This is a genomic window from Shewanella sp. 10N.286.51.B2 (genome assembly GCF_041469265.1).
In the GTDB taxonomy this organism is placed as follows: domain Bacteria; phylum Pseudomonadota; class Gammaproteobacteria; order Enterobacterales; family Shewanellaceae; genus Shewanella.
The window spans coordinates 1-13,189 of sequence record NZ_JBFRKH010000052.1 but is presented as its reverse complement, the minus strand read 5'-3'; the positions used below and the strand labels follow the sequence as shown (position 1 = coordinate 13,189).

Below are 13,189 nucleotides of genomic sequence, written 5' to 3'. Positions count from 1 at the left end.
CAAGTTGATTCTTTTCTTATACAATCTACTTACCTACAACCTAGTTTCAACAAATCGAATAAGGCCTTATGGAACCCGCAATTCTCATTGTTACGCTATTATGTGGCATGCTTGTTAGTCGAGTCAGTTTACCACCACTAATTGGTTATCTTGCAGCAGGTTTTTTACTGTTTATTTTTGGGATCCAAGATGAAAGCTTGCCACTGCTGCAGGAACTAGCTGACCTCGGCGTCATGTTACTGCTGTTTGCTATTGGGCTTAAATTAGATGTCAAAAGTTTACTCAAATCTGAGGTGTGGGCCAGTTCCAGTTTGCACTTAATTGGCTCGATATTATTCTTTTTACCCATCTTAAAATTGCTGGGATTAGTAGGGCTAGACAGGCTAGTTGATTTAGATATTGATCAGCTGTTACTACTGAGCTTTGCCCTAAGTTTTTCAAGTACCGTATTTGCCGTCAAAGTGCTGGATGAAAACGGTGATAGCCAAGCCTTGTATGGCCGTATCGCCATTGGTATCTTGATTATGCAAGATATCTTCGCAGTGCTATTCCTCACCATTTCAAAGGGTGATTTCCCCTCCATTTACGCCTTAGGTTTATTGCTGTTACCACTAGTTAAACCACTAATTTATAAAATATTCGACCGCGTTGGCCACGGCGAAATGTTGATTTTATTTGGCCTGACTATGGCATTAGTCATGGGCGCTTGGCTGTTTGAAGCCGTTGGCTTAAAGCCGGATCTAGGCGCATTGATTATTGGTATTTTACTGGCAGGCCACGCTAAAGCGTCCGAGCTTTCTAAATCAATTTACTACTTTAAAGAGCTGTTTTTAGTCGCGTTTTTCTTAACCATTGGTTTAAATGGTTTGCCAACCATTGCCGATGTGGGCCTAGCTGGGTTACTGGTGCTATTAGTGCCGTTTAAAATCATGCTGTTCTTTATATTATTGACCCGCTTTAAGTTGCGTTCTCGTACCTCGCTATTTGCCTCATTCAATCTAGGTAACTACAGTGAGTTTGGCTTGATTGTTGCTGCGGTAGCCGCATCAAAAGGCTGGTTACCTGCCGAGTGGTTAATCATTTTAGCAGTAGCCTTGAGCATCAGTTTCTTAATTGCTGCGCCCCTTAATGCGGCGGTCAACAAGTTCTATCAGCGCTACCATAAAACCTTTATCACCCTTGAAAAACACCCGCTACACCCTGAGGATAGACAAATTCCTGTGGGTAATCCGCGCTTTTTGATTTTAGGGATGGGCCGGATTGGCTCAGGTGCTTACGATGAGCTGCGCGCTAAATACTCAGGCGAAATACTGGGGATTGAACACAAGCAAGAACTGGTGGATTTTCATCGCTCTGAAGGCCGCAATGTGGTGCAAGGCGATGCTAGCGATACCGATTTTTGGGAAAAGCTTGAGCGGGCACCGGGGCTTGAATTGGTGCTATTAGCCATGCCACACCATATTGGTAATATGTTTGCGGTAGAGCAACTTAAAAAGCTCGATTACCAAGGTAAGATCAGCGCCATTGTGCAATATTCTGAAGATGCAGAGTCACTGAAAGAGCAAGGGGTTAACAGCGTTTATAACCTTTACGAAGCTGCAGGTGCTGGTTTTGTGGACAATGTTATTCATGAATTACTTGAGCCAAACACAGAGGAAGAATCAGAAGCGAGCGTTGATAAAGCCAGCGCAGCCACTGAAATCACCCCTAACTTGAGCAAGCCATAAGCGTAAATAGTTAGCGATATCCTCTATTCGCTATGCTAAACCGATAAGCGCCTTATTAACATTAAGGCGCTTTTTTATTGTTTAAAATGCGCTTTTATATCAATCAGCCAAGGTTAGCCAGCGTCGCTATTTGGGTGGTTATAAAGCCAGTTTATACCTCAAATTTGTTCTGCCAATAAAACAGTCAACGTAAACCCTTACATTAACATACCTCTTTAGTAGTACAAAGGCATTGAAATTACTGTTATTTCCACAAAACCGACTACTCTTAAGCTGCAAATTGTATCAATCGAGTTTTCAGTAGTTACAGCCACTGGCAAGTCGTGATATAAATCACATTATCAATTTAAAATTTAATACTTTTATACCGCTTAGGTAACTTCGTAACTCGACATTCTTTGGAACTGTAACTGTATGTCAAATCCTGCTCAAAAAGCCATGAAGTTGTTTGTACAAACATTTGGAACTACGGCTGACGACCTGTATCAAGCACCAGGTCGTGTCAATATTATTGGCGAACACACGGATTATAACGAAGGATTCGTTTTACCCGCTGCAATTAATTTTCACACTGTTATTGCGGTTAAACATCGTAGTGATAACACCTTTAGAGCCGTGACTGATGCCTTTGCTGGGCAAATCGAACAATGGCGTTTTGGTGAAGAAAACGCCATTGAAGATAAAGGCAGTTGGGGAAATTACCTAAAAGGCTTTACCGCCTCAATGGCTCAATCTGGGCTTAAAGCTAAAGGCATGGATATTGCCATTGTCGGCAATGTGCCACTGGGCGCAGGCATGTCGTCATCAGCAGCTCTTGAGGTGGCCTTTGGCACTGCCATTAGCTACGCCAGCCAACTGCATTTATCGCCATTAGCCATTGCACAAATTGCCCAACGTGGAGAGCACAGGTTCATAAAGTCAGAATCTGGCATTATGGATCAAACCATTAGCGCACTGGCGGTGGCCGATCACGCCTTATTGATTGACTGCTTAGAGTTAGACGGCCGCGCAATAGCGATTCCTGACAGCTTAAGTTTGCTGATTGTCGATCCTAGCATCGATCGCCAGCTGTTAATTGACCGCTTTGATGCCCGTAAACTGCAATGTCATCAGATTAATGAATTGCTTGGAGTTGAGTCACTAAGGGAAGTCAGCCTTGGCCAGCTAAACAGCGCGAAAGCTAGCTTAGGTGATGAACTTTATCATCGAGCTAAGCATGTACTAACTGAAAACCAACGCACTGTGAATGCCGCCCGCGCTCTAGAGCAACAAGATACTGCCCGTTTCGGCCAATTAATGGCCCAATCACAACAATCCATGCGCGATGATTTTGACATCAGCACCCCTGAGATTGATGCCTTAGTGAAAATAATTAAAGATATCATTGGCACCAAAGGCGGCGTAAGAATGAGTGATGGTTGCGTGGTAGCGCTTATTGATCATGAGCTAACCGATGCTGTGGTCAATGCCGTTGAGCAGCTATATCCACAACAAACATCCTTAGAACCAATTATCTATTTATGCTCTGCCAGTGGCGGCGCAGGCAGAATTGAATAAGCAATTCTATTGCTATAAGAGGCATTAATGTTACAAATCACCACACTTGAACCATGGCAAGATCCTCGCGGAGGATGGGTAGAACGTATTCGAGTCGACAACGGCAAGGTTGCTATTGAAGTGTTAAGTCTAGGGGGAATTATAAACGCCTTATGGACTGAAGATAACCAAGGCCAGCGAGATAACATCGTTTTAGGCTGTGATAGCGTCAGCGATTATTTAAACCAGCCGGCTTATTTAGGCGCCATTGCAGGGCGATACTCTAACCGCATTGCTAATGGTCAGTTGCAGTATCAAGGCAACCACTATCAGCTCGATATAAACCAAGCGACCAATTGCTTACACGGTGGCGCTGAAGGTTTTCATTTAAAGCATTGGCATATTCAAGCCCTTGAAGACGGGGTGAGATTAACCCTTGATAGCCCAGATGGTGATATGGGCTTTCCGGGTAATTGTACGGTGCAATTAGATTATCGCTTGGCTGACAATAGTTTACTCATTGAAATGCAAGCAAGTGTCGATAAGGCCTGCCCTATTAGCCTCACCCAGCACAGTTATTTTAATTTAGAAGGCGCTGATAGCTTAACTAATGCAGCGCATTTGATCCAAGTGGATGCCAAGCAATATTTGCCAATGAATGAAGTGGGTATTCCAACTTCAATTGCTGCGACCACTGGCAGCGATTTAGATTTAGCCCAAGCCACTGCATTTGCTGTGCAAACTCAGCGACCTGCTCTTGCTGCCACCAATGGTTTTGATCATTGTTATGTGCTTAACAATGCTGAGCAAGTCTGTCGATTTGGTTGTCTTTCAAGCCCTAAAACTGGCCGCACCATGACGATTTACACCAATCAACCTGGGGTGCAGCTGTATGGCGCTAACTTCCTTGAAGGCGTAAAAGGCTTTGACGGCCGTATTTACCAGTCTCACCAAGCGGTATGTATTGAACCACAAATGCTGCCAGACTCACCTAATCAAGCCGATTTACCCGGTAAGCCTTGGATAGAGCCAGGACAAGTTTATCGCCATGTGAGCCGTTACGAGTTTGGGGTGATTTAAGCCTAAGCGATTACTGTTGAGCGATTGATTTACTAATAAACAGCCAATAAAAATGGAGCTATGATTTATTATCATGCTCCATTTTTTGTCTTTAGCGCTTTATGCTAATCGTCACTGTCATCACTGATACCGAAGTCGGCATCAGCATCTTCAAATTCCATTTCACTGTCATCGACATCGATAATCTCATCCACCGCTGCAACTTTTTTGGCTTTTGAGGCTGGCGCAGAGTCTGGCACTGAAGATAATTCGATATGCGCTTCATGTTTTGCCATAAACTCAGCTCTAGCAGCAAGCCATGCTGCTTCATGCTCAGCTTTGGCGGCTGTTAACTGCTGGGGTTCCAGCTCATGCAGGTTAACCTTAACGATATCCTCTACGTACTCGCCAATCGTGTTACGACTAACATTAAATAAGTAGATTCGACCGGGAGACGCATCGGGGAGTCGGTTGTCATGGACGACAATTGAGGTGCCACGTGGAGTACGAAGCTCACCATACCAAACTTGTTTTTTTGCAGTGTTATACATATATGCTAATGCCCTTAAATCAACACATACCTAAAAAATGTGCATTTTAGCAGCACACAGTTTATTTACTAACCTCTACGCAACGCACATGATTATTGAGGATAATTAATCAAAAACTTATGAAAAAATCAATATATTATTAATGAAGTTTTTTATATTTTTGCCATTTTTTGCCAGTGCCATATCGCCATCGTCTTATGCTGCAAATCATCTGAGTTATGATTTTCCCAAGGTGTTATGCACCCAGTGTAATTTAGCGGCGCTGCAAGCTCTAATTTAGTTCAAATATGACAGCCTTCAAGTCAGCTATGATAAAAAGACTGTTTTGAATTTGATGCCTTACTATTGCCTAATTCTTGCTTAGGTCTTGTTTGTTTACATCTTACTTGTTTAGGTTTTGCTCATTTAGGTTTAGGCTTCGCCTAGCTGCAGAATAATCTTGCCTCTATGCTGACCTGACTCCATATATTGATGCGCTTTTACGACCTCATCAAACGGGAACACTTTATCAACCCGGATCTGCACTTGTTTAGCATCCAGTAATGGCCATAGCTGTGCTAATAATCCAGCGGCGATGTCAGCCTTAGCCTCGACACTTTGCGGCCTAAGCGTTGAGCCAGTCCATTGAATGCGTTTGGCCATAATGCTAAAAATATTCACTTCTGCTTTAGCGCCGCGCTGGGTTGCCACTGATACCATGCGGCCATCAAAAGCCAATACCTTTAAATTGCGGTTGATGAAATCACCACCCGCAATATCTAGCACCACATTGACCCCTTCAGCTTGTGTTGCTGCAAGGATAGGCTCAACAAAATCATCTTTATGGTAATTAACCGCCATACTCGCCCCTTGGTCGAGACAATATTGGCATTTTTCATCGCTACCTGAGGTAACAAACACTTTAGCGCCTAGGGCTTTGGCAACTTGTATGGCGGTGGTGCCAATACCGCCAGAGGCGCCGTGGATCAGCACTGTTTCACCGGCTTTAAGCTTGGCGCGATTAACCAAGTTTCCCCAAACCGTGAAACAGGTTTCCGGTAAGGCCGCCGCTTGTACAAAGCTGTAGCCTTTGGGGAGCGGTAAGCAATGTGAGGCGTAAGTGATCACTTGCTCTGCATAGCCACCGCCAGGCACTAAGGCACAGATCTTGTCGCCGATTTGCCATTGCGTGACATCTTTAGCCATTGCAATGACTTCCCCTGCCACTTCCAAGCCTAATATCGGGCTAGCACCTTTTGGCGGCGGATATGCGCCTTCTCGCTGCTTAATGTCTGGGCCATTAACCCCTGCAGCATGTACTTTTATGATCACTTGCCCAGCTTTAAGCCTAGGTAATGCTGAATGGTTAAAGCGCATCACTTCAGCTGCGCCCGTTTCATTGTAAATCACATGCTTTATGCTGTTTACGATCATTTGGCCCGTCCATATTATTTATTGCGTCACAAAAAAATTAACTTTTCGCTAGCAAACTGTCGTTTTAGGTTACTATATTTACTGAAAGTGGCTAGATTTAATTCAACTAACTGAATTTAAGCAAGCACTAGGTTTAATAGCGGAACATAGTGCGGTGAAAACTAGCTAAGTAAGGCTGCGCCATTAGCACTTATTCTATTGAGGCCAACACTACCGTGAAATATATTATCTCTCTACTACTACTGGTTTCTTCATCCCTTGCAGCCAAGCCTGTATTGATCGCATCGGATATTTGGTGCCCTTATATTTGCCAAGATCACACCGGTTATGTCACTGAACTGACTCGGCGCTCATTTGAAGTCATGGATCAACAGGTGCATTTTATTGCGGTACCTTTTAATCGCGCTTTAAAGGAAGTTAAAATTGGTAATATCGATGCCATTCTTGCAGTTACACCAACCCATATTGAACAATTTAATTTATATACCGACACACTGATTGTTGGTTATACCAGCACGGATTTTTATACTCGCGCAGACGCTTCATGGTCATTTCAGCAATTAGACAGTCTTGATGGTGCGCTAGTGGGGATTATCGGAGGTTATGACTACGGCGAGCAGCTCAATGATAAAATTAGCCGTTCAACCGACTTTTACGCCGCCACGGGAGAGCAACCCATGATGTTGAACATTAAGCGCCTCGTAAATGGCCGATTTGATGTGATACTGGGTAATAAAGTCGCTATTGAATATACTGCATACAAAAATGATGTAGCTAATCAAATCAAATACGCCGGTTCATATGGTGAGCCAACGCCTTTATATGTAGGCTTTAATCCTAATCAAAGCCGTATCGCAGATGTGTATGCTCAAGGTATTGCTAAATTAAAGCGCTCTGGTGAGTTTCAACAAATTTTAGATAAATACCAAATTAAAGCACCTGAAAATATGCCGCCATTAGGCCTTTAATGATTAAATTTAACCAAAGCCATTTAAACAACATACTTTATAAACCATATACTTAGACATTCACCAATAAGCATTCAGCTTATATTAGCCCGAGTCAATACCGGCCATGAGCCTCAATCATAGTCAGATAATCAATTCGCGATAACCGCGTTCAAGCTGTGCCTAACCTCCTATTTAACATTAAAAACTTTGATAATAGATTTTACTAATACTATATATTGACCTATGGTATTTAATTAGTATTTGCTGTTAATGCCAGCTTATTTTCCGCGTATCAATATTTATTAATTACCAACAGGCTCAAATCATGCAGCAGCTCAACACTGCTTTTTAAACAGCTAGCAATAAAGGAATATAATAATGTTTTGGATAATTATTGCTCTAATATGGTTTATCACCCTTGCAGGCTTGTTATTATTTAATTTTCAGGCTTCTGCTAATAGAAAAAAAGAAAGCTATACCAATGTGCTGTTTAATGCCAAAAGCGGGAATGTCGCTATTCAACACTGCTTTTATTTAGCTGATGCCCAGCAAACAGCTAAACGCATCATTGGGGCTGATAGCGATTTAGTCAAAAACCCACAAAGCAGAAAAGCGTTTGCTGACTACGTGCAGACAAACTTTCACATTGCAGATAACAATCAGCAATTATTGCAGCTTGAATACCTAAATTGTGAAATCAAAGGTGACTACCTATGGCTTTACCAACAAACCACGCTAGCAAAAAGCGTTATCGGCAACGATCCCAAGTCGGTGGGCTTTTACATCAAAATCGCCAATCAGTTAACATTGTGTCCCAGCCAATTGAGCAATATTAATGTTGAGCACAACAAACAAGTCAAAGTAATGCATATCAGCACCGATAACAAATGGCAACACTTAGCATTAGACACAGATGTCGCCTAAGTGGATCTGCTAGGCCTTATGCAGCACGCAACACTGACATATTAATCGCTGACAAAAGAGACTATATGGTCTCTTTTTTATTGGTAGAAAAGAAACTCTTTAGCCTTAAAAAAGTTTATAACCCTTAAAAAGTCCCTCTTTAATCCTCTCCTACTAGGATCTTTTTTAGACAAATTGATCTAGCTCAAAGATATTGTAACTTGTGTTAATTTAATGTTGCCTTACAACTATAAACAGGCAAACTGGAACTAGCTAAAAACAATAAATAAACCTTTTAGGCTAGCAAGTTAACACGCTGTTTGGCGGTTAGTATTTAGCAATCAAAGGAGAAGGAATGACAGGGTTAGTTAAGCTTTTACAATCCATGCTCGGCAGTTTTAAAGATCTTATTCCCATCATAGTCGTGGTGAGTTTCTTTGAAATATTTATCCTCCAACAAGCACCCGATAACTTATTTTCCATTCTTGTAGGCTTAGTATTTATTGTTCTTGGGCTAACCTTTTTTGTCTTTGGTTTAGAAATGGGCTTATTCCCCATTGGTGAATCATTGGCACACGCACTCGCCCGTAAAGGCAGTACCTTCTGGCTGGTGACCTTCTCCTTTTCATTAGGTTTTGGCACCACCTTAGCAGAACCCGCCTTAACCGCTGTCGCCGCTGAAGCAGCCCAAGTTGCAGCAGATGGTGGCGCCATCAAGGCCACTGAGGCTGCCATGGACAGCTATGCCATGGGACTGAGATTAACCGTAGCGGTGTCAGTAGGTTTAGCGATTTTATTAGGGGTTATTCGCATTGTAAAAGGCTGGCCAATTCATTATTTGATCATTGGCGGCTACATCATAGTGATGGTGCTCACCAGCTTTGCCCCTGAGAATATTATTGGTATCGCCTATGACTCTGGTGGCGTCACCACGTCAACCATTACTGTACCGCTGGTAACGGCTCTCGGCGTTGGCTTAGCCACTGTGATTAAAGGACGTAATCCCATGCTTGATGGCTTTGGGCTGATTGCCTTTGCCAGTTTAACCCCAGTTATTTTTGTACTGCTTTACGGGATGATCCTGTAATGACATTCCGCAACAGCCCTGTTTTAGCTGACGTTGTAATAAATCAAAGCTGCGCCTACAAGGAGTATTATGGAGTGGATTAACCAGCTATTGGCAACCTTACTGCTTACCATGCGTGATGTGGTGCCAATTGCGACAATTTTATTTGGCTTTCAACTGGGTGTACTCAAGCGTCCCATTGCCAATTGGAAAACCGTGGTCTTAGGTTTTGTGTATGTGATCTTAGGCTTAAGCTTTTTCCTGGTCGGCTTAGAGTTAGCGCTATTTCCCATTGGTGAAAACTTAGCGGATCAACTCACCTCCCCCAGTATTTTGCACCCTGATGGCTCCGCTGGACCGTTCATTTGGCAAGATTACCTGTGGGTTTATGTGTTTGCAGCTGCCATTGGCTTTAGTACCACCATTGCTGAGCCGTCATTAATTGCGGTGGCGATAAAAGCCAATGAAGTCTCTGGTGGCACCATTAGTATTCAAGGCTTGAGAATTTCTGTGGCCATTGGGGTCGCTTTTGGGATCTCACTAGGTTGTTTTCGTATTGTGGTTGGTGATCCTATTCACTACTACATCATGGCTGGCTATGTGGTAGTTGTAATTCAAACATTTTTCGCGCCGAAATCGATTATTCCTTTAGCTTATGATTCCGGCGGCGTCACCACTTCTACCGTGACTGTGCCCCTCGTGGCCGCACTCGGTTTAGGGCTTGCATCTAATGTTGAAGGCCGCAATCCCCTTATTGATGGTTTTGGCTTAATTGCCTTTGCTAGCTTATTTCCAATCATTGCCGTCATGAGCTACGCCCAAATCGTAGCCTTTGTTGACCAACGAAAATCCGCCAAGGAGTAACCCATGCGATTTAAATTAATTGTCGCTTTTGTTGATGATATTAGTACTGAAGCGGTACTGGATGCCGCCAGAGAAGCTGGTGCCACAGGTGCCACTGTAATTAACCATGCTCGCGGTGAAGGACTAACTAAAAAGAAAACCTTCATGGGGCTAGGCTTAGATGTACAACGGGACGTCATTTTATGGCTAGTTGAAGAGCATATGAGCCGACATATTTTAGAAACGATCTGTGAGGTGGGCGGCTTTAATACTCACCCAGGTCAAGGAATAGCAATTCAAATTGATGTTGAAGATGCCGTTGGTGTTGCTCACCAAGTTGCAAAACTCACTGATGATATAAAGGATCAAATATGAAACCATCAACGCCAATAAAAAACCGTGATATTTTGATGAATGATTACGCCATGATTGATGGCCTACTTACCGTCAGTGAAGCCATTAATATTGCGATGGCAAAAAACGTCACTATTTTAGTGATTAACAAACGCCATGAGCATGATGAATACGGCATATTGTTACTCAGTGATATTGCCAGAAAAGTATTAGCCACTGATAAGTCACCAGAGCGGGTTAATGTTTATGAAATCATGATAAAGCCTGTGATGTCAGTATGCCCAGATATGGATATTCGCTATACCGCCCGCTTATTTGATCAATTCCAGATCAACAAAGCTCCTGTCATTGAACAAGGCAATATTATTGGCTTTGTCACCTATAACAATATTGTCTTAAAAGGCATGGTTAACAATGCCAGTTGATCACTCAAGATCGTGACTCGTCACCTCTAAATAGCTATCGCAGCCAATAAAAAACCCAGCAAAAATGCTGGGTTCCTCATAATAATTCGTAAAATACGTGTTTAATTTAACACTTTTACATTTAACGTGATCTAGAATGGTTATGCTTACCTTGATGATAGATAGACCGAGAATTAAGGAGTAAAACGCATATATAACAACACCTTACAAACAATCAAAAAATAAAAAATGCCAAAACGTAATGATATCCGTAAATAATATGCTACCGAGCAGCGAAAACGTTACAAAATAGTGTCGCACACCAAGCACTTACAGGAGGTACTATGGATGACTCACCTAATTTGCTTTATACCTTCTAAAGCAAAAAGCATTGACTACTACCTCTCACTCACTGTCATCGATTGCTTGAGAAACAGGTACATCTAGCAGAGGTAACCAACACAGTTACTTGGTAACCTCATCCATCGCTATGCTTTTGTAGTCCAGTAATATAGATGAGGTGCGTAATCCCCTTCAACTCAAGGGCTTGTCACGTTTATTAGTTCAGGCTCGACCTGAATTAATACGGCTACCTTATAAAAGATACGTAGGCCCTTTCATTAACTAACCTTAATAAGGTAATCCAGTACCTAGCATTCCATTACCAAGCGCTCTAATGGTGTCTTCGACTCTGCTTTTATTACTGTAGCAAAAACGAGTCACATCAACGCTGTCTAGCTGGTTAAAGCTCTGGTGATACTTGTTTGATATGGTTTTAAACTCAGGTTTGGTGTACTTCTCAGAGTAGGTGCGGCTAATTGCTGCGAATAGCTGCTTGCTATGGTTAGTGTTATTAACACCAAAAAATCTAACATTACTCCCGCAAGATCCATCTTGTAGCACAAAGCGCATTATTGCCTTGTTTTCTGCAAGCCTATTCATTGTTTCTTTAGCAATCACTTGTCGTTTACGTTCTGCCTCAATTTCTCTCTGTCGCTTTTCTTCCTCACGTTTACGCTCACGCTCCAACCTTTGTTGTTTACGTTGCTCGATCTCGGCTTGACGCTTTTCTTCCGCCTTGCGATCAGCATCTTTCTTATCTGCTATTAGTTGTTCACGACTAGGGAATTCAACAACACGATCTGGAAATGCCTCACGCAATCTTGGCACTACATCAAAAGCTAATTCGTACTCAAGTGGGTAGATTTCCTTGAGTCTAGGGCAAGGATCAAATGGTATATCGCCTCTTTTTTTAGGATTATGAGCATACTGAATATATGCGTTGATCTTATAGTAAGCAGCGTTCACCTCGTGATGATCACCCTTAATTGGGTCGGCAAATATATAATCATCATTCTGTTCTAAGTGGCGATAAAAAACACCCTGTGCTCCTTTAAAATTACCTATAATAGTATCTGGATAATCACGCTCTGCGGTAACATGACATTCCTCAAGAATACCATAAATACTTCCAGCAGCTAACCTAGCGTTTTGGGCATGATAGGGATCAAAGAAGGATTTATTCAATCCTCCTGATCGCTCGTCAGGGAAGAAATCAGTAATATCAACTTCCTGCGAAATAGGCATATAAGAAGCGCAACCAGAGAGCGTTAACACCAAAGCTGATGCAATAACCTTCTTCATTTTTATTATTACTACCACCACTAAAAACCTCCTAAAACCTATCCAATTAAATTGTTGTATATGCTATCAAGTATCTGAGCTTTTACCTAGATTGCCATTCTCTTCCACCTCACACTCTGAGGCTGTAGTGTCACCTGTTAACTTATGAGGTGATAATATCACCTATAACTAGGTGGCCAAATTAACTATGCCACTGCAACAGCCTTAGATCCCGTGTTAGGAGTAAAGAAAAAATGGAAAAAGTAGTTGAATTTAGAAGAGCGCTAAATATTGTAAATTTATTATGTTGGGTTGTGATAGCAGTTGGTTTTATTGGGATGATTTACACGATGTTACAGATGAGCGGGGGTAGTGTTAGCAATCTGATGTTAGTTGGCAGTTGGGCATTAACAATATTTGTAGTGTGGTTGGTGAAAGTATTAGGTCTTGGAATCGGTTATTCTATATGTGCAATTGCTGAAAATACATATGAAGGTACATATATTGAAGAGCAACCGCATTCTTTCATAAAAACTTCGTCGGTAGACGAAGTTGAAACTAAGATAGTATCACTAGAGGCGGGGGTGCAATGTAGTGAAGATGGTTGCCGTGTTATATCTCACACTCTTTACGGCGGTGAGGCCAAATGTGCTTATCACAAACCAAGAGGTTAAGCATGTTCTGGTGATTGATGAAAGAGATTTACTATAACTTTTATTTTATCTCTTAGTAGAGAGTAGTAGTGTAACCCTCCCTTAAA

At 42.2% G+C, this 13,189-nt stretch carries 13 protein-coding genes; 10 read left to right on the top strand and 3 right to left on the bottom strand.

What is annotated here, in order from left to right; all coding sequences use genetic code 11:
* Positions 1 to 68 precede the first annotated feature (68 nt).
* From AB4140_RS14205 to AB4140_RS14195, 3 genes are all read left to right on the top strand, one after another.
* Complete coding sequence (locus tag AB4140_RS14205; RefSeq protein WP_372001438.1) at positions 69 to 1,727, top strand: cation:proton antiporter; 1,659 nt, start codon at positions 69 to 71, stop codon at positions 1,725 to 1,727.
* A 414-nt stretch (positions 1,728 to 2,141) separates the two neighbouring features.
* A complete protein-coding gene (gene galK / locus AB4140_RS14200; RefSeq protein ID WP_102531477.1) occupies positions 2,142 to 3,284 on the top strand; it encodes a galactokinase in 1,143 nt (380 codons plus the stop codon).
* A gap of 27 nt (positions 3,285 to 3,311) precedes the next feature.
* Positions 3,312 to 4,343, top strand: a complete 1,032-nt coding sequence (locus tag AB4140_RS14195) for an aldose epimerase family protein (RefSeq protein ID WP_372001437.1) — start codon at positions 3,312 to 3,314, stop codon at positions 4,341 to 4,343.
* A 104-nt stretch (positions 4,344 to 4,447) separates the two neighbouring features.
* Here AB4140_RS14195 and AB4140_RS14190 read toward each other — a convergent pair whose 3' ends face one another.
* The gene (locus AB4140_RS14190; RefSeq protein WP_102439573.1) at positions 4,448 to 4,873 is read right to left on the bottom strand and encodes a hypothetical protein; all 426 of its coding nucleotides are present in this window, start codon (positions 4,871 to 4,873) and stop codon (positions 4,448 to 4,450) included.
* A 411-nt stretch (positions 4,874 to 5,284) separates the two neighbouring features.
* The gene (locus AB4140_RS14185) at positions 5,285 to 6,286 is read right to left on the bottom strand and encodes an NAD(P)H-quinone oxidoreductase (protein ID WP_102439574.1); all 1,002 of its coding nucleotides are present in this window, start codon (positions 6,284 to 6,286) and stop codon (positions 5,285 to 5,287) included.
* Positions 6,287 to 6,501: 215 nt separating this feature from the next.
* On the opposite strand from AB4140_RS14185, the gene AB4140_RS14180 reads away from it, so the two are divergent.
* From AB4140_RS14180 to AB4140_RS14155, 6 genes are all read left to right on the top strand, one after another.
* A complete protein-coding gene (locus tag AB4140_RS14180; protein ID WP_102475474.1) occupies positions 6,502 to 7,254 on the top strand; it encodes an ABC transporter substrate-binding protein in 753 nt (250 codons plus the stop codon).
* Positions 7,255 to 7,614: 360 nt separating this feature from the next.
* Positions 7,615 to 8,160 (top strand): DUF6702 family protein, encoded by a 546-nt coding sequence (locus AB4140_RS14175; RefSeq protein ID WP_303460648.1) that lies wholly within the window; start codon positions 7,615 to 7,617, stop codon positions 8,158 to 8,160.
* Positions 8,161 to 8,494: 334 nt separating this feature from the next.
* Positions 8,495 to 9,226, top strand: a complete 732-nt coding sequence (locus AB4140_RS14170; RefSeq protein ID WP_076538618.1) for a DUF1538 domain-containing protein — start codon at positions 8,495 to 8,497, stop codon at positions 9,224 to 9,226.
* Between the two features lie 69 nt (positions 9,227 to 9,295).
* Positions 9,296 to 10,069, top strand: a complete 774-nt coding sequence (locus AB4140_RS14165) for a DUF1538 domain-containing protein (protein ID WP_102439577.1) — start codon at positions 9,296 to 9,298, stop codon at positions 10,067 to 10,069.
* Between the two features lie 3 nt (positions 10,070 to 10,072).
* Positions 10,073 to 10,423 carry a P-II family nitrogen regulator gene (locus tag AB4140_RS14160; RefSeq protein ID WP_076538613.1) on the top strand — a complete coding sequence of 117 codons (351 nt, stop codon included), beginning with the start codon at positions 10,073 to 10,075 and terminating at the stop codon, positions 10,421 to 10,423.
* A complete protein-coding gene (locus AB4140_RS14155; RefSeq protein ID WP_102439578.1) occupies positions 10,420 to 10,827 on the top strand; it encodes a CBS domain-containing protein in 408 nt (135 codons plus the stop codon). Before AB4140_RS14160 ends, AB4140_RS14155 begins: the two co-directional genes overlap by 4 nt.
* A gap of 609 nt (positions 10,828 to 11,436) precedes the next feature.
* Here the strand turns inward: AB4140_RS14155 and AB4140_RS14150 are convergent.
* A complete protein-coding gene (locus AB4140_RS14150; protein ID WP_372001433.1) occupies positions 11,437 to 12,471 on the bottom strand; it encodes a hypothetical protein in 1,035 nt (344 codons plus the stop codon).
* A gap of 212 nt (positions 12,472 to 12,683) precedes the next feature.
* Between AB4140_RS14150 and AB4140_RS14145 the strand changes: the two genes are divergently transcribed.
* On the top strand, positions 12,684 to 13,103 hold the full coding sequence (locus tag AB4140_RS14145; protein WP_372001432.1) for a hypothetical protein: 420 nt from the start codon (positions 12,684 to 12,686) through the stop codon (positions 13,101 to 13,103).
* Positions 13,104 to 13,189: the final 86 nt, after the last annotated feature.